Source organism: Chryseobacterium sp. KLBC 52, assembly GCF_003347605.1.
In the GTDB taxonomy this organism is placed as follows: Bacteria; Bacteroidota; Bacteroidia; order Flavobacteriales; family Weeksellaceae; genus Chryseobacterium.
Genome location: NZ_QDFZ01000003.1, coordinates 275819 through 301650, shown reverse-complemented (window position 1 = coordinate 301650; position 25832 = coordinate 275819). Strand labels below are relative to the sequence as shown.

The following is a 25832-nucleotide window of genomic DNA, read 5'->3' as shown; positions in this document are numbered from 1 at the left end:
AATGAAAAAGAATGTATTAAAAATTACAGCGGTTTTAGGTTTAACAACAGTTTTACTTAACTCTTGCGGACCGAAGGAGAACACTCCATTGGTATATTTCCCGGACATGTATTTTCCGGTAGCTTATGATCCATTGATGAAAGCTCAGGACGCTTATTCAGATCATGAAAATGAAATTCCTGCTTTTGTTAAAAATAATGGTGCAACAGGTCTTTCTCCTGTAGAAGGATCAGTTCCTCAGAATAAAGACGGAGTTTTTGAAGAAAGCTTATTACCTAAGAATGTTGACGAGTACAACGCAGGGTATGAAGCATCTAAAAAACTTACAGCATCTCCTTTGAACCCAGCTAATGCAGCTAAGGATCTTGAAAGAGGTAAAATATTGTTTGATCATACTTGTGCTGCATGTCATGGTACAGGAGGTGATGGACAAGGACCTATCGTTCAAAGTGGAGCATTCTCTGGAGTACCAAACTATGCTGACAGAGAAATTACTGTAGGATCTGTTCATTATGTATTAACAAACGGTAGAAATGCCATGGGATCTTATGCGGGACAATTGAACGCAGGAGACAGATGGAGAGTAGCAATGTATGTGATGAGTGCTTTCAAAAAAGGAGCAGCAGCACCGGCGGCAGCTACAGCGGCGGCACCAGCAACAACTGAAACGACTACCGAAACTAAAAAATAAGAAAAGAAATGTATAGTTTTTCACCAAAATTAAAATCAACTTCTATAATACTTCTTGTTGTAGGTTTAGTTCTTTTCGGTATTGGTTTCTTTTTGAACAAAGGAATTTCTACTGAGAAAATAGAACAAATGATGGAAGCTGTTCATGCTTCAGGTCATACTGCTCCTACACACTCAAGTGAAATGGTTGGACCTCAGGATCACGCGGCTCACCTAGAGCACGCTACATTGCAGGTACACAACCAGCCTTTAGCAGCAATACATTTTGTAGCTGTATTTTTCTTTGGAGTAAGCTGCTGCGTATTATTCTTCTATTCTATTCAGCACGCTGCCCACGCAGGATGGCCAATCATCATTACAAGAGTAATGGAAGCTATTGCTTCTTATATCCCTTACGGTGGTGCAATCTTAGTAATCCTGATGATCTTAAACATCACTCATAATGGTCACTTATTCCACTGGATGGACCCTGAATTGACAAACCCGGATTCTCCGCATTTTGATGTGATCTTATTCGAAAAGAAAAAATTCTTAAATATTCCTTTCTACGCAGTAAGAACTTTAATCTATGTGATTGGTGCTTCTTTCTTCGCTTGGAAATTAAAAGCTCAGTCTAAGAAAGTAGATGAAACGAAGTCTAAAGTAGAGTACCAAATGCTTTACAGATGGGCAGTAGGATATATCGCATTCTTCGGATTTGCTTCTGCAGCTTGGGCTTGGGACTGGTTGATGTCTATTGACCCTCACTGGTATTCTACAATGTATATCTGGTATTCAATGGTTAGCTGCCTTTCAAGTGGTATTGCTGTAATCATTCTATTAAGTGTTTACCTTAAGAAAAATGGTTTCTTACCACAGTTCAATGATAACCACTTACACGATTTAGGAGTATTCCTTTTCGCTACAAGTATGCTTTGGACATATACATGGTTCGCTCAGTTCATGTTGTACTGGTATGCAAACGTTCCGGAAGAGGTTAACTACTTCTTCGGTAGATTCCAACACTACTCTCCTACTTTCTTACCGATGTTGATCATCAACTTCTTATTACCACTATTGGTATTAGTAAGCAGCAGCATCAAGAGAAACTACAAAGTAGTTACTACAATGGCAGTAGTAGTAATCTTAGGACACATCTTAGATTACTTCAACATGGTAATGCCAGGAACAGTAGGACCATACTGGAACACTCCTGAAGTATTCCTGTTAATCCTTGGAGCAATCCTATTCGTAGCTGGATTATTTATGTTTACTGTACTTTCAGCTTTATCTAAACTGAAGTTGATTCCTACAGGAAACCCATTCTTACACGAATCTGAAATTTATGAGTATCCTTTCTAAGGACTTGTAACAAAATAAAATGATAAAAGACTGATTGTTAAAACGATCAGTCTTTTTTTATGCATATGAAATAACTGATCTCTATCATGAGATCAACAACTAAAACAAAATCTTATTATGAAAACAAAACTTTTCCTTTACACGCTTTTCATCTTTCTCTTTAGTTTTAGTCAGGCACAGACCATCACCTTTGTTTCTGAAAAAAGCAATACTCCCCTTCCCAGAGTTTCAGTATTTGGGAAAGATGGAACTATTCTGGCATACTCAGATATTGAAGGTAAGATTGACAAACAATCATTGTCTCCCTCCCAGGAAAAGTTTCAGATTGTCTATAATAATTTTCCGGTGGCCACTTTATCATATGCAGACTTTGATCAATCCGTAATAAAAATTAATGATCAGGTAAAAGAGATTGAAACCGTAGTCATCAAAAATAATAAACCTGCCAGGTATATTTTTATCAAAGGAAATTTTAATGCTTACGTGACCGTAAATAATAAACTGAATAGTTATACCGACGGAATTGTAACCTATATTTTTGACAACAAAACAAAAAAACTAAAAAGCACCCATGTTGAACAGTACAGGGTTTTCAGATTGACAGAACCTAAAAACGAGAAGAAAGAAACTTCATCATGGGATTATGGAAATTCTCTACAGATTCCAAAACTTAAAAATGTAGGAAATCCGGAAGAATATAAAACAAAAAGAAATATCATCAGAGAATTGAAAGGTGATCGTAAAGATCAGATCGAAGTGACAGGTGGAGCACTTCAGGAAAAAGAATTTTCATTCTTCGGATATAGATTTTATGATATCAGAACCATTTTGAACATGTCGTTTGAGAAAGGATCAGAAAAGACATTGAAAGATTTCCTGGAATACAATGAACTTGTTTTTGTTAAGCTTAAACATAAAAGTGAACCCGAATATAATCAGATTGCCGTTTACACCAATTTCTATCCTACAGAACTTAGCTTCAATAACGACAATGATATTGAAAAAGTAAAATTTGATAAAGAAAACAGTAATTACCAAACTTCTTACTGGCAGGATCCATCATTCCCCAACATGCAGACCATCTTCAGCAATTTTTTCAAGGGAGACTTAAAAGAACAACCTCAAAAAAAGTAAAAATATAGGATTATGGCTACTGTGAAAAAGAAATAAAACAAGCCATAAAACATAAAGTAAAAATAAAATCCAGTATTAATAAAGGTTTTATTAAATTTGCAACAAACCAAATAAAAATGAAAAAGTTTTCTTTTCTACTTGTTTTCAGTCTGTTGCTTTTTACAGCATGTAAGAAAGATCATGTAGATGCTACGAATACTAAAACACTGCAGTCAAGTATCAATGATATGACCTCCAGTTTACCTACCATTAAGCAGATTAAGTTTAATGAGGCTCTTTATATCCTTAAGACATTTGGAGTAGAGGCAGACGGTGATATCAATGAGCTAAAAGCCCTTGGAAAACTGATTAACGGGAAGAAAGTTCCTGAAATCATGTCTTTGGCTGACGAAGTGGCTCAGAAAAACGGAATAGAATGGGCAAGTACTGCCCCGCCATCACTTGGAGAAATGAATATCTTCGGGGATGATAAAGCTAAAGAAAGCGATCCTAATGATGTGAAAGCAGGATCACTAAGCCTTGTGACAAGACCTACGGGAGATGATGGAACCGGAGCTCCTACAGCTATCCAGATTGTTCCAAGACTTGTAGATGCAGCCGGAAACCCTGTATCTTTCACAGGAGCAGGCCTTGAAGCAACTCTTGAAGTCTTCAGTAACGGGGTAAGATTGGCTACTGCTAAAAACCTGATGCAGGACAATAATTTTAAAGGATTCAATTTAAAGTTCTCATCTATTCCTGCTGCGAAAGTAGTGGATAACAAAATCGATATCACGGTTTCTGTAAAAACAACTGCCAAGACTTTCAAAATGTCTAAAATCGGTCTTGATGTCAATGCAGCAGCCTTAAAAGTTCCTGCCATTCCAAAAACTGATTCAACCGCAGTGCCGGAACAACCAAGTGCAGTGGTGGATCCAAACAATCCGACAGCAACGCCTGGTGCAACAACTGATCCTACAGCTACTCCTGCAACACCGGCTGCTCCAAAGCAACCGACTGCAGATCCTAAAAATACAGTAAGTAAGTTCCTGAACAGTGTAAGTTCTCAAAACTTAAAAGCAGCATACGAAACAGCCAGCAATCCAAGCTGGGGAAGCTATGAATCTTTCTCCAATCCGACCTCAGGTTTCGGATCTGTGAAAAATGTAAGCGTAAAAAACATTACAACAAATGGTACTACCGCAAACAGTGCCAGTGTGAATGCTACTTATGATGTAACGGATAAAAGCGGGAAGACAACTTCTTTAAAAGTAACTTTCGGGCTTAAAAATGTAAATGGAGACTGGAAAATTTCCAGCTATAAAATCAATTAATAAATGGCTTCAGCAGAACTGATCAAAAAATTAGAAGAAACAATTGAAAATATCCCGGATTTTCCGATTCCCGGAATACAGTTTAAGGATATTTCACCCATCTTTTTAAACCCAAAACTTTACGAAGACGTTATTGCAGATCTTGCAGCGTTCAGTAAAGGAAAAATTGATGCAGTATGCGGAATTGAAAGCCGCGGATACCTTTTTGGAATCGCTATCGCTGTAGCACTGGAAGTACCCTTCATCTTAATCAGAAAAGCAGGAAAACTTCCGCCACCTGTTATTTCAGAAAAGTACGATCTGGAATACGGAAGTGCCATTATTGAAACCCGTGAAGGACAGTTAAAACCTGGCCAAAGAGTTTTAATCCACGATGACCTTTTAGCAACAGGAGGAACTACTGAGGCCGCTGCCAAGTTGGTAGAAAAACAAGGCGCAATTGTTTCACAGTTTAGTTTTCTTATCGGCTTACAAGGCTTGAATGGTGATGAAAAACTGAAAAAATTCGGTGCAGAGATCTACCATATTTTAGGGTATTAAGATTGACCTAACAAAATAAAGATATATGCTTCGACTCCGCTCAGCATGACAATGGCTAATAATTTACTGTAAGATTAGAAGTGTCATGCTGAGCCTGTCGAAGCATCTTTTTTTAATAAATTCACCATCCACGATTAACAATTCACAAGATTTCATCAATAATACTCACAAAGTATTTTGTAAATCTCTCAGAAACAATTAAATTTGCATTTCAATTTTTAAAAACTTATGGCAAAATTGGGAAAGAGTGCTCAGAACGAGCAAGAAGGTAAAGAAACAGTTGAGTTCTTTAAAGACCTTGACAGAGAGGCTTTAAACACTGAAAGATTTGTTGAAAAATATTCAAAGCCGCTTGGTTTTATATTTGGAGCTTTGATTTTGGGAGTTTTAGGATTCTTTGCTTATAAGCAATTTGTAATTGCTCCAAAGAACACTGAAGCTGTAAAAAGTTTCCTTGCTGCTCAGAAAAACCTTGCTGAAGGTAAAGATAAAGATGCTTTAGGTGGAAAATCTGCTGCTAATCCTGGTTTTATAGGGACAGCTAATGAATATTCTTCTACTGAAATCGGTAAACTTTCTTCTTACAATGCCGGGCTATTAAAATTTAAAGAAGGAAAGTTCCAGGAAGCATATGATCTTTTGGATAAATTCTCTTCCAAAAACAAAACTTTAATGGCAATGAAATATGGTGCGATGGCAGATGCAAAATCAGGTCTTAACAAAAACGATGAGGCTTTAGGTTTACTGGATCAGGCGGCATCAGCATCTGATGATCCTTATACAACATATTATTTCACAAGAAAAGCAGGTATTGTTGCATTAGGATTAAAGAAAAATGCAGAAGCTAAAAAATACTTCTCTGCAATTGATGAAAAATATCAGGACTACGACAACGGAATGTCTGATTCTTATATTGAAATGACTAAATATTATTAAAAAATGGCAACAGTTAATCTATCCGATTACAAGCCACTTCATATAACGAATGCCGAAGATTTTTCTATCGGCATTGTTTTTTCTGAGTGGAATGATTTTGTAACTTACAATCTTCGTGATGCAGCTTTGGAAATCCTTGCAAAAGAAGGAGTAAAGCCTGAAAACATCAAACTTTTCCCTGTACCGGGAGCGTTCGAATTAAGCTATGCAAGCATGCAGCTTTGCAAAGAGAGAAAATATGACGCAGTAATCTCTATCGGATGTGTGATCCGTGGGGAAACTCCTCATTTTGATTATGTATGTTCCGCAGTAGCACAGGGAATCAAAGACTGTAACATCATGACGGATACTCCTACAATTTTCTGTGTGTTAACGGATGATAACAAAGAACAATCTATTGCAAGAAGCGGTGGAGATCTTGGAAATAAAGGGGTAGAAGCAGCTGTAACAGCTCTTAGAATGATTGATTTCAAAAAGAAATTATCTGATAAAAAAGGAAATATCGGTTTCGGACACTCTTAATCAATAATTTATTTCAACAATATAATGGGACTATTTTTTAATAGTCCTTTTTTTATCAGTATATAAATAATTCTTAAATCTTATTAATAAAAAGGATGTTTTTCTTTTTTTCCGTCAAAAGTTCCCTACAAAAACTATCTTTGTGAAAATTAATAAAGACAGACAATACATGTTTTTAAAAAAAATAAAACCCTTCCTTTATTTAGGAATCTTCTATCTTATTATTTCCTTGATAATAAGAACAGTATTCTTTTTTCATCCTATTACTACCGCTAGCTTTGGATTTTTTGAAGTTGTAAAAGTTTTGCTGATAGGCCTGGTGAATGACGTTTTTGTTTTCATATTGGCCAGCTCTATTCTTGCCCTGTACTTCCTCTTTCTTTCCAATTCAAAATATAAAAAACCTTACGGTTACCTTATTTTGGGAGCATTAGTTCTATTCTTCCTTTATATCTGGCTTGTTCCGAACAATATTTTCAAGCAGTATGGAGGTTCTATCATGGAAATTGCCCTTGTTTTCGTAGGAATAAAAACGCTTTTCTTCGGATTGATGCTGTTTCTTCCTACACAAAGAATCAAGATCCGTAATACATTGTATTTCATCACATTACTATTATACGTTCTTCTGATCATTTTCAACGGAGTAAGTGAATACTTCTTCTATAATGAATTTGGAGTTCGTTATAATTTTATTGCTGTAGATTATCTTATTTATACCAATGAAGTGATTGGGAATATCATGGAAAGTTACCCTGTAATTCCATTGTTTTCTGCCATCATGCTTGTTACCCTTACCATCACGTGGTTCATTTATAAGAAAACAAAAGATGAATTGCTGGAACTTCCGGACTTTAAACAAAAAATGGTTCTTCTGGGTAGTTTTATGGTACTTTGCGCGTTGAGTGCACTGGCAATACCGTCTTTGATGCAGATCAAATCTGACAATGTTTTCGCAGACGAAATTGAAGCTAACGGACTTCCTAAGTTCTACTGGGCATTTACCCATAATGAGCTGGATTATTTCCAGTTTTACTCGCAGATTAACCAACAGCAGGCCGAAAATAATTTCTTAAGCCAATATCCACAACACACTTTATCAAGAGCTGTTGTTGCAGAACAACCGGAAGTGAAGAAAAACGTAGTATTGATCTCTATCGAGAGTCTTTCTGCTGATTTCATGGAGCATTATGGTAATACACAAAAAATCACCCCTTTTCTGGATAGCCTTGCTGATAAATCATTAATGTTTACCAATCTGTATGCCACCGGAAACAGAACGGTACGCGGACTGGAAGCCTTGACATTGTGTATTCCTCCCACTGCAGGAGAAAGTGTTATCAAAAGAGATGACAATAAGAATAAATTCACGACCGGAAGTGTTTTCAAGTCTAAAGGATACGATGTCAAATTTTTATATGGCGGATACAGCTATTTCGATAATATGCAGGACTTCTTCGGAGGAAACGGCTATGGTATCGTAGATAGAAACAACTTTAAACCTGAAGAAATCACTTTTGCCAATGTTTGGGGTGTTGCTGATGAAGATATGGCCAGAAAAGCAATTCAGGTAATGAATGCTGAAGCCAAGTCAGGAAAGCCGTTTTTCAATCACTGGATGACGGTTTCCAACCACAGACCGTTTACATATCCTGACGGAAGAATTGATATTCCGGGAACGGCAAAATCCCGTGAAGGTGGTGTAAAATATACAGACTACTCTCTTAAGCTGTTCTTCGATATGGCTAAGAAACAGGACTGGTATAAAAACACAGTTTTTGTTATCATTGCAGACCATTGTGCATCCAGCGCCGGGAAAACAGAACTTCCGATGGATAAATACAGAATTCCAGCTATGATCTTCTCTGAAGGATTTATTCAGCCTCAGAAATTTGATGCACTGATGTCTCAGATAGATGTAATGCCTACGCTTATGGGCTTATTAAATTTCAGTTATCAATCTAAGTTTCTAGGTCAGGATGTCTTCAGACAGGAATTCCAGCCTAAAGCGTATGTGGCAACCTATCAGGATCTTGGATTTATCAAAGGTGAGCGTTTGACCATTATTTCGCCGGTAAAAAAGGTAAAACAATATTCTTTGGAACTGGAAAAAAGTGATCTGAAACCGGAATTTAAACTGTATTACAACGAAAAATTATTAAAAGATCCAGATCAGAAACTGGTAGATGATGCCGTATCAGCCTATCAGTCTACTTCTTACTGGCTCAAAACAAAACAACTCAACAGATAAATATCTAAATATTTTCGCTTATAATCTGGTGTAAAATATTTAAATTAACCCATAAATTTATTGATATGAAATGGACAGACGACAGAGGCGGAAACGTTGATGACCGCCGTGGTTCAGGAGGCGGAAGTGGAGGCATGATTGTAGGAGGCGGACTCGGAACATTAATTATAGCAGCCATCGTGTTCTTTTTGGGAGGTGACCCATCCGGTATTTTGAATTCTGGCGGCATGCAGCCTTCAGGAAATTCCGGAGAGCAAAGAGAACTGACTACAGGTGAAAAGCAGATTGGAGAAATGGTAAAGATGATGGATGCATGGAATAGCCAGACCTGGACTCAAATATTTAAAGAAAATGGTATGACTTATACTGACCCAGGTATTGTTCTTTTTGAAAATACAACTTCTTCAGCATGTGGTACAGCGCAGTCTGCTATGGGACCATTCTACTGCCCTGCCGATCAGAAAGTTTATATGGATATGAGCTTTTTTGGTGAGCTTCAGCAAAAATTCGGAGCTAAGGTAACTGAGTTTACTGTAGCGTATGTTCTTGCCCACGAAGTAGGACATCATGTACAAACTCTTTTAGGAACTACTCAAAAAGTGGATGCTTTAAGAAGAAGTGGGAGATATTCTGAAGAACAAATGAACAGAGTATCTGTTGCTACAGAATTACAGGCTGATTTCTATGCAGGAGTCTGGGCAAAAAGAACCAATGACAGCAAACACATTCTTGAACCAGGAGACATAGAATCTGCCATAGATGCTGCAGAAGCCGTTGGAGATGATAATATTCAGAAAAGAGCACAGGGATATGTGAACCAGGAAAGCTTTACCCATGGCTCCTCTGCACAACGTAAAGAATGGTTTATGAAAGGTTATAACACCGGAGACATCAGACAGGGTGATACTTTCAACCAATTATTAAAATAGTTTTACTACAATTATTGTAATGATATAAAATAAAATGCGGTCTTAGCTTAAGACCGCATTTTTTGTTTATTGCAATTCGATTGGATTAGAATTTTTCTTGGCTTCTTCTTTTACCCTTTCCTCCATTCTCTTTCTCATATCGGCAGGATTCTGATTCCCTCCGCCTCCAGGGCCCCTTCCTCCTCCACCTACTCTCATCGGAGCGCTGATACCAACTGCACTCTGACTCATGAATGACATTGGATCAGTCTTGAACTTTTGCTGCTGCTTTAAATAATCTGTTCTTTTTACTTTTAAAGTATTTCCAAACTGGTTCAACGTCGGAAACTCAGCAATTTTATAGTTTTTCATGAGATCAAAAGAATAATCTCCTTTATCATCTTCCACTTTTACAATCAGTCCCGGAAGTCCTCCGAATTTATAAGGTCCGTCCTGATAAGGAAGATCTGTGGTAAACCATGCGGTCCATTTTCTTCCTCCAAAATCGGTTTCAGCTTTCTGAACTTTGTATTCACCAATTTTTCTCGTTTCTGATTCAATTTTCCAGTTCAGAGGTCTGTCTTCTTCATAAGAATAGAGATCTCGTCCGATTCTGTCTTTAAAATAGGTCTTTTGATTTGTTTTATCTTTTTCAATGGAATAGCTGATATTCGTTCTCAATCCTTCCATCTGATCTCTGTTGATACTTCCTCTTCCTCCTCCACCCTGAAATGCTTTTTGCATAATAGAGTCTCTTTTGATTCTGTTTTCAGAATAAAACACTGACTTTTCCGGAGAAATATCCAGATAAGCATTTTCAGTCTTGATATCTGTTTTATTTTCAGCATCAGGCTTCATAGTCACCTGATACACAAACCTGTTAGTCTGTGCAGAAACATTCTGTATGAAGAGTGCCAATGCGATAATACCTAATTTTTTCATTTATATTTTTATTTATTTTAATTCAATTGGGTTCTGTACTGTATTGGTAAAAGAAGGAGTTTCTACAGAGGGGCCTTGTGACATCGGCATTCCCTGATTGTCTCCACCCATTCCGCCTCTGTGCATTCCACCACCTCCGTGGCCGCCGCCTCTCATTCCGCTACCGCTCATTCCTCCCCCATTCATTCCGCCGCCATGTTTTCCGCCTCCGAAATTCATATTTCCGGCCATCGCTTTTTTGTTTTTACCGAATTCCAGTTCAAGAGCAGCTTTATCCCCATGGAAATTAATTCTTGTACTTTGCTTGGCATCAGAATGTATCTGTTCTTCAAAAGCATTTTTAATCGTGAGCTTTTTCACAAGATCAAATTTATAGTCTCCTTTATCATCCTCCAGTTTTACAATTAGTCCTGGCAATCCTGAAAACTTGTAAGGACCGTCAGACAATGGAATTTCTTTGGTAAACCAGGCTGTCCAGACTCTTCCTCCAAACCCGGCAACTGCTTTTTGGGCGGAATATCCATTCTGTTTCTCCACAACATTAGTTACCTCCCATTTGACAGGTCTGTCTTCCTGGTAATAAATCTGTTTTCCGGAAGCCTTCTCATAATAATATACTTTCTGATCCGGAATGGTCTTGGTAATGAAATATTCAAAAAATGTAGGTTCAAAATGTTTTTTTCCTTCCATTTTTGAAAAATCTTTTTCCTCTTTTTTATTTTCTTTTATTTCTGACCTTAATTCTGCAAAAAGAGAGTCTCTTTTCAATTTATTTTCACTGATGAATAAGGAACGATCTCCTTTAACATCCAGAAAAGTTCTCTCGCTTTTCATACTTACCAGATTGATAGAATCCGGATTTACCAAGGTTTCATAAACAAATCTGGTAGTTTGTCCATAGGATACAATGGTGAAAAACAACACAAAAAAAACTATTATTTTTTGTTTCATTACCAATTTTCTTTATAGATCGAAAATAAGATTCAAGGTTAAATCCTTAATGAAATCTTCACATTGAAGGGCTAAAATTATCATTTTTTAACATAATTTATCTTATCAGATATTGCTATTAATATCAGAATCATTAAAATAGATATCTTCGATTTGAGATTGCGGAAATTAGTTTGTATTTTTGCATCATTAAATCATTCTAAATAAATACAATGATAAAAGTATCAGACTATGCAAAGGAGAAAGCCATCCAGTTAATGACGGAAGATGGTTTTAACCCTGCTGAAGATTATATAAGAGTAGGGGTGAAAAGCGGCGGATGCTCTGGTTTAGAGTATGTTTTAAAGTTTGATAACCAAAAAACAGACACAGATCAGATTTTTGAAGATAATAACATTAAAATTATTATAGATAAAAAATCCATCCTTTATTTAGCAGGAACAACTCTTGAGTATTCAGGAGGATTGAACGGAAAAGGGTTTGTTTTTAACAACCCGAATGCATCCAGAACATGCGGATGCGGGGAATCATTTAGTCTTTAGAGAAAAGACATTAGATCCTAGATTTCAGACCTCAGAGCTATTCTGAATTCTGAAATCTAAAATCTGAAATCTAAAAAAAAGTAATGAGTAAATATACAGAAGACGATTTAAGAGTCGATCTAGAAAATAAAAAATATGAATTCGGTTGGGAAACGAAGATTGATTATGAAGATTTCCCTACTGGTTTAAATGAGGACATCATCCGTGCGATCTCTGCTAAAAAAGAAGAACCGGAATGGATGACTGAATGGCGATTGGAATCTTTCAAAATCTGGCAGAAAATGGTAGAGCCTGAATGGGCCAATATCAAATATGAAAAACCAGATTTTCAGGCAATCCGTTACTACGCTGCTCCTAAAGTAAAGCCAGAACTGGCAAGTCTTGACGAAGTAGATCCTGAGTTGTTGAAGACATTCGCAAAGCTAGGGATTAATATCGAAGAGCAAAAAAGACTTTCCGGAGTTGCCGTAGATATCGTAATGGACTCAGTTTCTGTGAAAACCACTTTCCAGGATACATTGGCAGAGAAAGGAATTATTTTCTGCTCCATCTCTGAGGCTATTAAAAACCACCCTGATTTAGTAAGAAAATATCTTGGAAAAGTAGTTCCGAGAGGAGATAACTTTTATGCAGCATTGAATTCCGCAGTATTTTCTGACGGAAGTTTCTGTTATATTCCTAAAGGGGTAAAATGCCCTATGGAACTTTCCACTTATTTCCGTATCAACCAGGCAGGAACAGGACAGTTTGAAAGAACGCTTCTTGTTGCTGATGAAGGAAGTTATGTTTCTTATCTTGAAGGATGTACAGCACCATCAAGAGATGAAAACCAGCTTCACGCAGCTGTTGTAGAGCTTATTGCTTTAGACAATGCCGAGATCAAGTATTCAACGGTTCAGAACTGGTATCCTGGTAATGAAGAAGGAAAAGGAGGTGTATTCAACTTTGTAACGAAAAGAGGACTTTGCGAAAGAAATGCAAAAATCTCTTGGACACAGGTAGAAACAGGTTCTGCAGTAACATGGAAATATCCGTCTTGTATCCTTAAAGGAGACAATTCTATCGGAGAATTCTACTCTATTGCAGTTACCAACAACCACCAGTATGCAGATACAGGAACAAAAATGATCCACATCGGAAAGAATACCAAATCAACGATTATTTCAAAAGGTATTTCTGCAGGGAAATCACAAAACTCATACAGAGGACAGGTGAAGGTAATGCCTTCTGCAAAAGGAGCAAGAAACTTCTCACAGTGTGACTCTTTATTGATGGGTAATGAATGTGGAGCTCATACTTTCCCTTATATTGAAATCAAAGATCCTACGGCACAGTTAGAGCACGAGGCAACGACTTCAAAAATCGGAGAAGATCAGATTTTCTACTGTAACCAGAGAGGGATTGATACTGAAAGAGCCATTGCTCTGATTGTGAATGGTTTCAGCAAAGAAGTTTTGAACAAGCTTCCAATGGAATTTGCTATTGAAGCTCAGAAATTACTAGAGATTTCATTAGAAGGTTCTGTAGGATAATATCATCAAAAAAGAACCCTTCAGATAAAAACAAACTGATTTAAAGGCAAGGTTTTCAGAGTTTTTATCCGATGATCAACCATTAAAGGGAAATATAAGTTATAGTCTTCATTGAAGATTATTATAAACATAAAATATAAAAAGCTTCTGTCCGTCTATTGAGGAAAAATCCCATATAAAGACGATGTGTATATAAAGGAAAGAAGCTCATACAATTATAAAAAGCAAAAGTTAGCAAGAATGTTACAAATTAAAGACCTTCACGCCAAAATTGAAGATGGCGCAGAAATATTAAAAGGTATTAATCTTGAAATAAAGCCGGGCGAAGTTCACGCGATCATGGGACCCAACGGAGCTGGTAAATCTACCCTTTCTTCTGTAATCGCAGGAAAAGAAGATTACGAGGTAACTGGTGGAGAGATTCTTTTCCAGGGAGAAGACATCAGCGAAGATGCTCCTGAAGATAGAGCTCACAAAGGGATTTTCCTTTCTTTCCAGTATCCAGTGGAAATTCCGGGAGTTTCTGTAACGAACTTTATCAAAGCTGCTTTGAACGAGACGAGAAAAGCCAACGGACTGGAAGAAATGCCGGCAAAAGAAATGCTTGCGTTAATCCGCGAGAAGTCTGAAAAGCTGGGGATCAAAAAAGATTTCCTTTCAAGATCATTGAACGAGGGATTCTCCGGAGGTGAAAAGAAAAGAAATGAGATCTTCCAGATGATGATGCTTAATCCTAAATTAGCTATCCTTGATGAAACCGATTCAGGATTGGATATTGATGCCTTAAGAATCGTTGCAGATGGAGTGAACTACTTTAAAAATGAAGGAAATGCAGTTCTTTTGATTACCCACTATCAAAGATTGCTTAACTATATTCAGCCTGATTTCGTTCACGTTTTAGCAGATGGAAAAATCATCAAAACAGGTGACAAGTCTTTAGCATTAGAACTTGAAGAAAAAGGTTACGACTGGCTTTTAAATTAATTTGAAATTTACTATTTGAGATTTGAAATTATGGCAACCATTTATGAAGTGCAGCAAATATGAATCTCTAAAGTAAAAATTGGATTCCTATTCCTCGGAATAACAATATTTTAGTTCAAAAAAAAAGAAAAAATGGTGCAAACCACAGATATACCAGTAATGGCATTAAAAGAACAAATTATAGAGAACCATAATGAATTTTTGGAGAGTCTTCGTCACAGGTTTCTTGATGAAAGCAGAAAAGCAGCTCTTCAAAGATTTGCCAACATTGGTTTTCCGACAAAAAAAGACGAAGAATATAAATATACCAATCTAAAGGAAATCACGGAAAAAAGCTACAACTTCTTCCCGAAAGAGAGCCACAATATCACTAAAGAGCAGTTTGATGAACTGCACCTTGGGGAAGAAAATTTTGATTGGATTGTTTTTGTAAACGGTAAGCTTCACAAGGAGTTATCTAAAGTTTCTATTGAGAATGTAGAATTCCTTTCTTTCAATTATGCATTGAATGATGAGAAGCATAAAGAGGTTTTTGAAAAGTATTTCAATACGATTGCTTCCAAAGAACAGGCTTTTACGAACCTGAACCTTGCTTACTGCAAATATGGATTCTTCCTTAAAGTTCCTAAAAATGTAGTGATTGAAAAGCCAATCCACGTTTTTTACATTTCTCAGAACCAGGAAGAAAACACGTTTTACAATACAAGAAACCTTTTGATCGTAGAAGAAGGAGCTAAAGTAGAGGTCATTGAAAGCCATCACAATTTTGACAGCACTTATGTGTTAACAAACTCTGTAACGGAGATCTTTACCTACCCTAATGCAAAGGCTGACTGGCACAAACTTCAGAACGATAACAACACAACCTATCTTATCGACAATACTTTCGCAAGACAGGAAAAAGATAGTTTAACAACGGTAAATACGTTCTCCTTCGGAGGTAAACTGGTAAGAAACAACCTTGATTTTATTCATAATGGATCCAATATCAATTCATTCATGAACGGAATCACCATTATCGGGAAAGATCAGTTGGTAGATCACCATACAGCGGTTCACCATAACTTCCCGAACTGTGAAAGTTACCAGAACTACAAAGGAATCTTTGACGGGAATGCTCACGGAGTTTTCAATGGAAAAGTTTTTGTGGACAAGATTGCTCAGAAGACAAATGCTTATCAGCAAAACAACAATGTATTGCTAAGCGAAGGGGCAAGTATTGATACAAAACCTCAGTTAGAAATTTTTGCAGACGATGTAAAATGTTCTCACGGATGTACAGTAGGACAATTGAATGAAGATGCTTTATTCTATCTGAGAGCCAGAGGAATTTCGAAAAAAGAAGCTCAGGCATTACTTTTATATGCTTTCGCGAATGATGCTATGCAGAATATTGATATAGAACCTCTAAAAGAGAAAATTTCCAAGCTATTAGCTGAGAAATTGGGAGTTGATATAGAATTTTAAAACTTATATATTGATAAAGAAAGCACTTCATTTGAAGTGCTTTTTTATTGTATCACAGATTGTATTTCTGTCTTATTTTTTCAACCAGCTTTGGTTATCTTTATTTTCTGAACGTTTCTTACCGTTATCAAAATTATAAGCCAATCCTACGCCTAAAGTCTGCTTCAACTGGGTCTTCCATATCTGATTATGATCATACAAAAGGTCCAGAGTAACGTTGGTAGAAATATATTTATTGATCTTCATGCTTAAAACCCCGCTGTATCCAAGAACCAGTCTTTCCGGATGGTCGAGATAATTTGAGAATACAGAAGCCGTATTCAGCAAGGTAATGTTCTCCATAATTTTCAGCTTATACATTGCTGTTCCCAGGAAACCGAATTGGAAAAGAGAAGAGTCGCCATCATTTTTAAGACCATAAGTTCCCGCTTTCTGAAGATCATCGTCTAATACAAAAGTCCATCTTGCATTCGCAGGACGTAAAGTCACGGTAAGATTATCATTGGGGCGGTAAGTAACCCCAGCTCCTACACTCAGATATCCGGGAGCCATGAAATTAGAAATCTTTTTGGCATCAGGATTATTTCCATCTTCATAACCCGGAGCAAACTGAGTCTGAAGCCCTGCACCTGCAGACAAATACCAATGCTTGGCAAATTCTCTACCATAGTTTGTAGATAGGTTAATAACATCCTGAGTCTTTCTTACTCCGGTTCCCTGCGTATTATTTTGCCCGTAACCCAGGATAATGATATTTTCCCAAAGATCTTTCCCTTTTTCATATGTAAGGTTGTAATTAACACCAGCAAGCCACCCTACGTTGTTGGCTCCACCTCCTACCCAGTTTGAAAACGCAGCCTGGTTAAGCATTAATGTATTTTGTCCCTGAATAGACCATGCTTTAACGGTGTCTGATGCCGGAGCTTCTGTCTTAGCCTCCTGAGCGAATGCTACAGCCCCAAAAGAGATAGAACTGATCAATAAAAGTTTTTTCATAATGTTGATTTATTACAAATGTATAAATAATAATTTACGCCATCATAAAATTCACTTTAAAATGAATTTAACATAATTAAAACCAGACGTATAACAAATTGAAAATAAACCACTTGAAAACGAAATAATTACCCACCAAACTTAAGTCAACTTAAAAATACAGAATTTCGTAAAGAAAAAAACACTTCATTTCTGAAGTGTTTGTATTTATAATAAACGAATTCTAAACTATTTTTTGATCCACCACTGGCTGTCTTTCCGATCAGAACGTTTCACTCCATTTGCCAGCGTATAGGCAAATCCGATTCCGAGAGTTTGCTTCAACTGCGTTTTTTCTATCTGATTATGATCGTAGAGCAAATCTACGGTCACATTGGAGGATATGTATTTATTTACCTTCAGATTCAATAGAGCTCCGTAAGCAAGAACCAGCCTTTCCGGATGATCGAGGTAGTTTGAAAAGACAGAAGCAGTATTCGTTAAGTAGATATCTTCCATTATTTTCAGTTTATACATTGCCGTTCCCAGAAAACCAAATTGCAATAAAGAAGTATCTCCGTCATTTTTTAAACCATAGCTCCCTGCTGTCTGAAGATCTTTATCCAATACAAATGTCCACCTGGCGTTGGTAGGACGTAAAGTTACCGTAAGATCATCATTGGGTCTGTACGTGATACCCATCCCGACGTTCAGGTAACCTGGTGCCATAAAATTAGAGATTTTTTTGGCTTCAGGATTATTCCCATCTTCATATCCTGCCGCAAACTGTGATTGCAAACCAGCTCCTAAGGAGAAATACCAGCTTTTTGAAAATTTTCTTCCATAATTGGTAGAAATATTGATAACATCCTGTGTTTTTCTGATCCCAAGGCCTTTTGTATCATTCTGCCCGTACCCTAGAATGATGATATTTTCCCAAAGGTCTTTGTCTTTTTCATAGGTCAGATTATAATTGATCCCGGCTAGCCATCCTACGTTATTGGCTCCACCTCCTACCCAGTTTGAAAAGGCCGCCTGGTTGATCATTAATGTATTTTTTCCTAAAACCGACCAGTATTTTACGGTGTCTGCTACTACCGAATCTTTTTTCAATTCTTCTTGTGCACTTGCATATATTCCTATAAAACAGGAAAGAATCAATAAAAACTTCTTCATTACTCTAAATAATTTTCAATGCAAAAATATTAATATAATTTTTTTTAAAGGTAAGTTCAGCTTTAAAAAGAATCGAATTTCAATATGCTGAATCACCTCATAACAAGATATTTCTATAAAATCAATGCCAAAATAATAAGTTCAAAAGTTAAATTTAATACCTTTTGTCTTAAAATCAGGTCGGTAGAAACGAATTCATCGACAAATTTTCCGAAATTTATTATTGGCTTTTGATTTGACGTAAAATCCATATGTTCAAAAATGCAATTTCCAAAAGAGCGGTTATTTACCCATTGCTGATGCTTTCAGCGATGTGGTTCGGGTATTTTTTACAAATGCAGGGCTTTTTTCAAAGCTGTTTTGGAGCCATTATTCCTCTCTTACCCGAGGGATTGCTTGGGGTAGTTACTTCTCCCCTTTTACATGGAAATATTGATCATATTATAGGAAATTCTATTCCGATAGCAGCACTTATGTTTTTGCTGTATCAGTTTTATCCATTGGTTGCCAATAAAGTTTTTATCATCGGCTGGCTGGCAACAGGACTTTTGGTATGGCTTCTTCCTCCTATTGATATCCTTACTGGTGAATATATGTACACTTGTACCATCGGGGCCAGTGGCGTAGTTTATGTACTCGCTTTTTTTCTTTTCTTCAGCGGGGTATTCAAGTGGAACACAAAGCTGCTCACAATTTCAATGCTTGTTGTGCTTTATTATGGCAGTTTGGTTTGGGGAATGCTTCCCGAAGAACTGTTTTACAACATGCAGGAGCCGAGCAAAATTTCTTGGCAGGCCCATCTTTCAGGAGCTGTAGTAGGCAGTATCATTGCGTTTGCCTTTAAAAATGTCGGCGAAAAGAAGAAAAAATTCATCTGGGAGTTTCCGAATTATTACAGTGAAAAGGATGATAAACTGTGGCAGGAATACAAGGAAAATCACCCTGAGGATTTTATGGAACTTCCTTACAAGAAAAAAGATGATATCTGGGATCATCTGGATGAATTGAGAAAAAGATAAAACTTATTTCATTACATTTGAAAAAAAACACACATGAATTCCGAAGAATATTTATATGCCATCGCTCTCCGCGAATGCAGCCAGATTGGCGACATTCATTTTCATAAACTTATCCGTACTTTCGGAAGCGCTCAGGAAGCCTGGAAAAGAGCCAGAAAAGAATATAAAAAGCTGGAAGGAATAGGACAAAGAACAGTTTCAGATATTGGAAATAAGTCTCATTTGAATTTCGCAGAAGAAGAATTGAATTTTTGCGAAAAAAATAATATTCAGATCAGGCTGAAACACCTTAAAGAAATCCCTTCCCTACTTAATGAATGCAATGATGCTCCCGCTATTCTTTATCAAAAAGGGAATATTGAGGATGCCCAGCCTAAGGTAAGTATTGTAGGAACCCGGAATATGACTGCTTATGGGAAGCAGTTCATTGAAGACTTTTTCGAAGCAACACAATCCTCAGAATACACCTCTATAAGCGGTCTCGCTTTAGGAGTAGATAAAGAAGCCCACGAACAGTCTATTTGTCAAAAAAAACCTACTGTAGCTGTTCTTGCCCATGGTTTTCAATATTTATATCCGGCAAAAAACAGAAAACTATCTGAGAAAATTTTACAGGAAGGAGGTGCATTAATAACGGAGTTCAGCTCTTCCAGAAAACCAGACCGGGAAAATTTCATTCAGAGAAACAGAATTGTGGCAGGAATATCTCCGGCAACAATTGTAGTAGAAACCGGTTTCGGAGGAGGCTCTGTAAGCACCGCAGCTTTTGCTAATGATTATAACCGTGATGTTTTTGCGCTGCCGGGAAAGATTACGGACAGCTGCAGCCAGGGATGCAATCAACTGATTTTCCATCATAAAGCAACCGCTATTTCTACCCTGAAAGATCTTATCGGACTCCTTGGCTTAAATGATCCCAAAGAAAAAATGGAAGAATTATTTCCTTATAGCGAGACCATCACACAATTATCTGACAATCAAAACTTAATATACCAATCTGTGAAAGACCAACCTCAGATTTCTTTAGATGATCTGGCACAGAGCATTGATCTTCCCACTCACAAAATCTTACCAATAATTTTAGAATTGGAACTTTTAGGGAAAGTAAAATCATATTCCGGGAGGCAATTCATCGCAATTTAAGATTTAACGATTTCTTAATACTGCATTATTTCACACATAACATTTCATTTTTAATAAAATTTAAACACAAATTATCAATTTAATAATATTACGAAACATTATTATTTAATTTTTAACAATGTTAAAATATAGTGTTGTGAATCTTGAAAAAAAAATTAAATTTGTTGACAATAATATTCAACCTTAATATATGGAACAATATAATATTGACCAGAAAATCCAAGAGTTTATTGCAAAAATTGAAGCAAAAAATCCTAACGAACCGGAATTTTTACAGGCTGTAAAAGAAGTTGCCGTAACTGTAATTCCATTCATTGCTACTAAAAAAGAATATACCGGAATGAAGCTGCTTGAAAGAATGGCTGAAGCTGAAAGAATTATTATTTTCAGAGTTCCATGGGTTGATGACAAAGGAGAAATTCAGGTTAACAGAGGTTTCAGAATTCAAATGAACTCTGCTATCGGACCATACAAAGGAGGAATCCGTTTCCACCCTACTGTCAACTTATCAGTTCTTAAATTCCTGGCGTTCGAACAGGTATTCAAAAACTCTTTAACAACTCTTCCAATGGGAGGTGGTAAAGGAGGTTCAGATTTCGATCCACAAGGAAAATCTGATATGGAAGTAATGCGTTTCTGCCAGGCTTTCATGACAGAATTATGCAAGCACATCGGTCCTGAGACAGACGTACCTGCAGGAGATATCGGTGTTGGAGCAAGAGAGATCGGATATTTATTCGGACAATACAAGAAAATCAGAAACGAATTTACCGGAGTTCTTACAGGAAAAGGTCTTGCTTACGGAGGTTCATTAATCCGTCCTGAAGCTACAGGATACGGTGTAGTATACTTCGCAGAGCAGATGCTTAAAACGATCGGACAAAATTTCCAGGATAAAATCGTTACAGTATCAGGTTTCGGAAACGTGGCTTGGGGAGTTATCAAAAAAGCAACTGAACTAGGTGCTAAAGTAGTAACAATCTCTGGTCCAGACGGATATATCTATGATAAAGATGGTATCAGCGGAGAAAAGATCGATTATTTATTAGAACTTAGATCTTCAGGAAACAACAGAGCTGAAGACTATGCTAAAAAATATCCATCTGCTGAGTTCCACGCCGGAAAACGTCCTTGGGATGTGAAGTGTGATGTTGCCTTCCCTTCTGCAACTCAAAACGAATTAGATTTAGATGATGCAAGAAAATTAGTTGAAAACGGATGTGTCTGTGTAACTGAAGCAGCTAACATGCCTTCTACACTTGATGCGATCAACTATTTCTTAGACAATAAAGTATTATTCTCTCCTGGTAAGGCTTCCAATGCCGGAGGTGTTGCGACTTCAGGATTAGAAATGACTCAAAACTCAATCCGTCTTAACTGGACTTCTGAAGAAGTTGACGCAAGATTAAAGGAAATCATGATCGGTATCCACAAAGCTTGCAGAGACTACGGAAAAGACGAAGACGGTTATGTAAACTACGTAAAAGGTGCAAATATTGCCGGCTTCGTAAAAGTAGCAGAAGCAATGTTGGCTCAAGGAGTTGTGTAACAAAAAAAAACAAAGGTTGGGAAAAACTCCCGACCTTTTTTGATATAGCCTGTTCCCGGGATAATGGGAAAAAAGTAAAAAGTGAAAGGAGAAAGCGCTGCTATATGCAGTGCTTTTTTTATTTTTATATCATGCAAAACACCTTTAAAAATATTGATGAATATATACTTCTTTTCCCAATTGAAGTACAGAAAAAACTGCTTGAGCTCAGAAAAGCAATTCATTCTCAGGTTCCGGATCTGGAAGAATATATCGGATATCAGATGCCAGCCTTCCGGTACAAAGGAAAACCGTTGATTTATTTTGCGGGCTATAAAAAGCATATCGGATTCTATCCCGGAGCTGAAGGCATCCATAATTTTGAAAAAGATTTTGAGGAAAGAAAATATAAATTTTCAAAAGGAGCCGTTCAATTTCCCATCACTCAAGATCTTCCACTGAATCTGATCAATAAGATTCTATTGTTCAGAGTGGAAGAAATTGAACAAAAAAAATCCTGAAATACAATATTTCAGGATTCCGACTAGTGTTTGCTAAAGTGCTTTACTTTTTCTTCTTTTTGTCTTTCTTTTCTTCTTTAGGAGCATCTGCCGGTTTAGTGGCATCAGTAGGCGTTGTACTTACTGATGGATCTGTTGCAGGTGCAGTTTCCATTGTTGTGGCAGGTGATTTTTCCTGTTGATTCTTTGGATCCGATGGATTTGTAGTCTGCGTATTCGGTTGTTGAGTCTGAGTGGTCGCAGGGTTATTAGTAGAAGTATCGGCCGGCTTTTGTGGTGTTGATTGTGCTGATACTGCGATTACTCCGACTAATGTAAACGCTGCCGTTAAAAATAACTTTTTCATAATGTAATATTTAAATGATTGTTTAACTTAAACGAGGCATCATTTATAAAATTATGTGTAAAAAGCTTATTTAACGTACTTTATAATTATTTAAGAGGAATTTGCAAAAATGGGTTCGGATGGTTTGGCTGGAAAAGTGATGCTGGAGGCTGAAAGTTTTTTAGAGTAGAAATGACCGTTTTATGATCAACGACGAGAACTTCCAGCTTCCATCATTCAGCTCCCCGCTTTAGGCTTACTTCGTCACATTCTTCATCATTTTTTCTACGAATTCAAATGCAGCCGGGCAGATAACAGTATTTTTCAGCATCAAATTATTGATCTGATAAATCTTCTTGCGGTCTGTATGCGGATATTCACGGCAGGCTTTTGGTCTTACATCGTAAATAGAGCATGTATTGTCGCTGTTCAGAAAAAAACAGGGAAGATTCTGCAATACCTTATCATGATCTTCATCTACTCTTAAAAATTTTGCTTCAAAGTCTGCAGACTTCATTCGGAGGTGTTTGGAAATTCTCTCAATATCTTTTTCGGTATAGAGAGGACCCGTTGTTTTGCAGCAATTGGCGCACTGCAGACAGTTTATTTCTTCAAAAACTTCCTCATGGGTTTCCTGCACTATATAATCGAGATTTCTGGGCGGTTTTTTCTTTAATCCGTCCAGAAATTTCTTGTGTTCTTTCTGCTTTTGTATCGCCTGTTTTTTATAAAAATCTAAATCCATTTATTCTTTGTTTCTCACGGACTCCGGAAGTTCTTCTTTTTTATACTCGTTAATTTTATCCAGATCCAGTACCGTTGAGAGATTTTCTTTGTTTGGATAATACATCGGAACAAATTTAGCTCCATAAACAATTTCTCCTGTAGTATACGAAGATCTTTGAACCACCGTATTTGAAAACACTTCGTCAAATGCTCGTACCTGTACGATAAGTTCAATATCCGTATTTTTAAAATCTTCTTCAGAAAAACCGTAAAACGGAGAGTTTTCATCAATTTTATGCACCACTGTCCAGTTGAGAGCCAGCGTATTGATCTTGTTCATCTGTGTCGTAAGTCTGTAAAAATTGCTTTTGGCAACTCCGTTTTCCATAACTTCAATGGCTACTGATACAATGACGTCTGCATCCGTCAGTGCATTATTCTTATAGGGAGCAAGCCTGAACATTAATGCTGAAGATTCCTGAAAAGGAGCAATAACTGCTATATCAGAAAATCTGAGATAGGCACGAGGTCTTGAAAATCTTCCGTAAAAAAGTCCCGTTGCAATGGCAAAGGTAAGCAATCCCAGAAAAGCTTCAAAAGTCGCTACAAGACTGGCCAGAAATCCTACCGGAGCTATTCTTCCATATCCAACGGTGGTGAATGTCTGGGAACTGAAGAAAAAGACATCAATAAATTCATTAAGCGAATCACTCTTGTCTATGCCTGTAAGATGCTCTACCCCAATCAGGTAATAGATCATAGCAAACAGCAGATTAATGAGAATATAAGCAATCACCAAATAAGAAATAAAACGAAATGAGGATAAATTCAGCATGGTGTGATACCAGCTTAACCTGTTAAAAACATTCACCCCCGTTCTCTGAACATTCGGGAGGCCGTCCTTATTGATAAATCTTCCGGATGCATTGGTTCCGAAACCGCTGTTCTCCGCATTTTTCTGACGGATCTTTTTTCTGAATCCTCCTGTCATTTTGTAATCATTTTGATTTTATTATATTATGATTGTCCTCTATCCGTAAGCCTTTAATGACCAACTCATTCTTTCAACATATAAAAGCAAAGTTAAGAATAGAATTCATTAAGATATCAATGCTTCTTAGTAATCATTTTTTTATCCTTCATTATTAAAATTGCAGATGATCATCACAGGTTTTAATGGAACATTTTATTACCTTAAAAACACAAAAAACAGCAGAATTTATAAATATCTGCTGTTTATACCATCTTCATTAAAGTAGTTTCAAATCCTTTGCGCCGGTGATTCCATTACCGTAACACTTACATTGCTGACAGATTTTACAACCCCGGACTCACCATGTATATTGGTAAGAAAATCAGGAAAGCTTTCAATAGGAAAAGCCCAATAATAATGTCCATCTACCGGAGAAGGAAAATTGGCCTGCAATCTTCCGGTTAATTTCATAGGTACAAAGTATTCAACAGATGACCCTTTTAATTTTGTAAGCACAGAAATCGATTTTTTAGAATGGGCAGGAACAATGGTCTTGTAGCTACTGGTTTCGGTAATTTCTTCAGAATTTTCTGTGCCTTCCGTGGTATCTCCTCCTACAACTACTTTTGTACTTGCTGAAGCTTTTGCCACTAAAGGAATATCAACAGAGACCGATGCTGCCACCTCAAATGACCCTGAAACGGTCCGCTTCCAGGAAGTAGAATATCCTTTTTTATAAGAATAGGTTACCGTAATTTCACTTTCTCTGTCTCCGTTATTAATCGCCTCCGTCGTATAGGCATTATCCGGTAAATCTATTCCGTCAGTTTTTATGGTCACCTCAGGAGTTCCCAAAACAATGGAAACATTAGGATTTGGAGCTGTATTACGGGTATCCCCATCTACAGAAAGGTCAGGATTAAATATAATTCCATCCGGAACCTGGCCGGAATACGCAAAAACATTTTTTAACCTTGTTCTTTCTCCGGAATAGCTCACATCATATCCCATATCTTTCAGGTGATTTGCCTTGAAAGGGATTTCGCGTTCTTCATCAGGCGAAGTAGAGTTCGCACCCAAACTATTGTTACCTGGCAATTTAAACTCATCTACAATTTTCCAGCCTTGTTGAAGCATCTCCGCCTCAGTCAATTGTGATTTCTTTACTTCAGAATAATTTACTTTTTCTGAATCATCATTCATAGTACTCACTTCATCTCTTGAACATGATACCGAAAACATCAGTAAGAGAATACAAATAGAATTGATTTTTTTGATCATTTTAATAATTTTTTAGTGTTTAATAATTAAATTTACAAAAAATGAATTCTTTTAAGGCGTTTTTTTGCGAATTAATCAAATTTTAATCTTTCATAATTTTTCATTGTATTATTTT

General features: G+C 36.9%; 25 protein-coding genes. 17 read left to right on the top strand and 8 right to left on the bottom strand.

Features of this window, described 5'->3' with window-relative positions; all coding sequences use genetic code 11:
• Position 1: 1 nt before the first annotated feature.
• From DDF69_RS04695 to DDF69_RS04655, 9 genes are all read left to right on the top strand, one after another.
• Positions 2–691, top strand: coding sequence for a c-type cytochrome (locus DDF69_RS04695; protein WP_034691797.1), 690 nt, complete (start codon positions 2–4; stop codon positions 689–691).
• A gap of 8 nt (positions 692–699) precedes the next feature.
• A complete protein-coding gene (locus DDF69_RS04690) occupies positions 700–2031 on the top strand; it encodes a hypothetical protein (RefSeq protein ID WP_034691800.1) in 1332 nt (443 codons plus the stop codon).
• Between the two features lie 117 nt (positions 2032–2148).
• Positions 2149–3165, top strand: a complete 1017-nt coding sequence (locus DDF69_RS04685) for a hypothetical protein (RefSeq protein WP_114819750.1) — start codon at positions 2149–2151, stop codon at positions 3163–3165.
• A 116-nt stretch (positions 3166–3281) separates the two neighbouring features.
• Positions 3282–4478 carry a hypothetical protein gene (locus DDF69_RS04680; protein ID WP_114819749.1) on the top strand — a complete coding sequence of 399 codons (1197 nt, stop codon included), beginning with the start codon at positions 3282–3284 and terminating at the stop codon, positions 4476–4478.
• Positions 4479–4481: 3 nt separating this feature from the next.
• Entirely contained in the window at positions 4482–5018 is a 537-nt protein-coding gene (locus tag DDF69_RS04675) for an adenine phosphoribosyltransferase (protein ID WP_114819748.1), read from the top strand.
• Positions 5019–5246: 228 nt separating this feature from the next.
• On the top strand, positions 5247–5954 hold the full coding sequence (locus DDF69_RS04670; RefSeq protein ID WP_114819747.1) for a tetratricopeptide repeat protein: 708 nt from the start codon (positions 5247–5249) through the stop codon (positions 5952–5954).
• Between the two features lie 3 nt (positions 5955–5957).
• Positions 5958–6476 (top strand): 6,7-dimethyl-8-ribityllumazine synthase, encoded by a 519-nt coding sequence (ribH, locus tag DDF69_RS04665; RefSeq protein WP_114819746.1) that lies wholly within the window; start codon positions 5958–5960, stop codon positions 6474–6476.
• Between the two features lie 169 nt (positions 6477–6645).
• Entirely contained in the window at positions 6646–8724 is a 2079-nt protein-coding gene (locus DDF69_RS04660) for an alkaline phosphatase family protein (RefSeq protein ID WP_114819745.1), read from the top strand.
• A 65-nt stretch (positions 8725–8789) separates the two neighbouring features.
• A complete protein-coding gene (locus tag DDF69_RS04655; protein ID WP_114819744.1) occupies positions 8790–9653 on the top strand; it encodes a neutral zinc metallopeptidase in 864 nt (287 codons plus the stop codon).
• A gap of 66 nt (positions 9654–9719) precedes the next feature.
• Here the strand turns inward: DDF69_RS04655 and DDF69_RS04650 are convergent, their stop codons facing one another.
• Both DDF69_RS04650 and DDF69_RS04645 read right to left on the bottom strand, forming a co-directional pair.
• Positions 9720–10574, bottom strand: coding sequence for a GLPGLI family protein (locus DDF69_RS04650; RefSeq protein ID WP_114819743.1), 855 nt, complete (start codon positions 10572–10574; stop codon positions 9720–9722).
• Between the two features lie 12 nt (positions 10575–10586).
• A complete protein-coding gene (locus DDF69_RS04645; RefSeq protein WP_114819742.1) occupies positions 10587–11525 on the bottom strand; it encodes a GLPGLI family protein in 939 nt (312 codons plus the stop codon).
• Between the two features lie 212 nt (positions 11526–11737).
• Between DDF69_RS04645 and DDF69_RS04640 the strand changes: the two genes are divergently transcribed.
• The 4 genes from DDF69_RS04640 to sufD all read left to right on the top strand — a co-directional run bounded on the left by DDF69_RS04640 (position 11738) and on the right by sufD (position 16050).
• Positions 11738–12067 (top strand): HesB/IscA family protein, encoded by a 330-nt coding sequence (locus DDF69_RS04640; protein ID WP_027372006.1) that lies wholly within the window; start codon positions 11738–11740, stop codon positions 12065–12067.
• A gap of 83 nt (positions 12068–12150) precedes the next feature.
• Positions 12151–13599, top strand: coding sequence for a Fe-S cluster assembly protein SufB (sufB, locus tag DDF69_RS04635; RefSeq protein WP_114819741.1), 1449 nt, complete (start codon positions 12151–12153; stop codon positions 13597–13599).
• A gap of 240 nt (positions 13600–13839) precedes the next feature.
• On the top strand, positions 13840–14583 hold the full coding sequence (gene sufC / locus DDF69_RS04630; RefSeq protein ID WP_114819740.1) for a Fe-S cluster assembly ATPase SufC: 744 nt from the start codon (positions 13840–13842) through the stop codon (positions 14581–14583).
• 159 nt (positions 14584–14742) lie between these two features.
• Entirely contained in the window at positions 14743–16050 is a 1308-nt protein-coding gene (gene sufD / locus DDF69_RS04625; RefSeq protein WP_114819792.1) for a Fe-S cluster assembly protein SufD, read from the top strand.
• Positions 16051–16122: 72 nt separating this feature from the next.
• Here sufD and DDF69_RS04620 read toward each other — a convergent pair whose 3' ends face one another.
• On the bottom strand, positions 16123–17046 hold the full coding sequence (locus DDF69_RS04620) for a DUF3078 domain-containing protein (RefSeq protein ID WP_114819739.1): 924 nt from the start codon (positions 17044–17046) through the stop codon (positions 16123–16125).
• 228 nt (positions 17047–17274) lie between these two features.
• Positions 17275–18201, bottom strand: a complete 927-nt coding sequence (locus tag DDF69_RS04615) for a DUF3078 domain-containing protein (RefSeq protein WP_114819738.1) — start codon at positions 18199–18201, stop codon at positions 17275–17277.
• A 251-nt stretch (positions 18202–18452) separates the two neighbouring features.
• Between DDF69_RS04615 and DDF69_RS04610 the strand changes: the two genes are divergently transcribed.
• The 4 genes from DDF69_RS04610 (at position 18453) to DDF69_RS04595 (ending at position 22412) form a co-directional block, all read left to right on the top strand.
• Positions 18453–19220, top strand: a complete 768-nt coding sequence (locus DDF69_RS04610; protein ID WP_114819737.1) for a rhomboid family intramembrane serine protease — start codon at positions 18453–18455, stop codon at positions 19218–19220.
• 33 nt (positions 19221–19253) lie between these two features.
• A complete protein-coding gene (gene dprA / locus DDF69_RS04605; RefSeq protein WP_114819736.1) occupies positions 19254–20363 on the top strand; it encodes a DNA-processing protein DprA in 1110 nt (369 codons plus the stop codon).
• Between the two features lie 190 nt (positions 20364–20553).
• Positions 20554–21912, top strand: coding sequence for an NADP-specific glutamate dehydrogenase (gene gdhA, locus DDF69_RS04600; protein ID WP_079243812.1), 1359 nt, complete (start codon positions 20554–20556; stop codon positions 21910–21912).
• 131 nt (positions 21913–22043) lie between these two features.
• Positions 22044–22412 carry an iron chaperone gene (locus DDF69_RS04595; protein WP_114819735.1) on the top strand — a complete coding sequence of 123 codons (369 nt, stop codon included), beginning with the start codon at positions 22044–22046 and terminating at the stop codon, positions 22410–22412.
• A gap of 43 nt (positions 22413–22455) precedes the next feature.
• Here DDF69_RS04595 and DDF69_RS04590 read toward each other — a convergent pair whose 3' ends face one another.
• The 4 genes from DDF69_RS04590 to DDF69_RS04575 all read right to left on the bottom strand — a co-directional run bounded on the left by DDF69_RS04590 (position 22456) and on the right by DDF69_RS04575 (position 25717).
• The gene (locus tag DDF69_RS04590; RefSeq protein WP_114819734.1) at positions 22456–22758 is read right to left on the bottom strand and encodes a hypothetical protein; all 303 of its coding nucleotides are present in this window, start codon (positions 22756–22758) and stop codon (positions 22456–22458) included.
• A 235-nt stretch (positions 22759–22993) separates the two neighbouring features.
• Positions 22994–23482 carry a YkgJ family cysteine cluster protein gene (locus DDF69_RS04585; RefSeq protein ID WP_114819733.1) on the bottom strand — a complete coding sequence of 163 codons (489 nt, stop codon included), beginning with the start codon at positions 23480–23482 and terminating at the stop codon, positions 22994–22996.
• Positions 23483–24454 carry an ion channel gene (locus tag DDF69_RS04580; protein ID WP_114819732.1) on the bottom strand — a complete coding sequence of 324 codons (972 nt, stop codon included), beginning with the start codon at positions 24452–24454 and terminating at the stop codon, positions 23483–23485. It abuts the gene before it with no gap.
• A 270-nt stretch (positions 24455–24724) separates the two neighbouring features.
• Entirely contained in the window at positions 24725–25717 is a 993-nt protein-coding gene (locus tag DDF69_RS04575) for a hypothetical protein (protein ID WP_114819731.1), read from the bottom strand.
• Positions 25718–25832 lie beyond the last annotated feature (115 nt).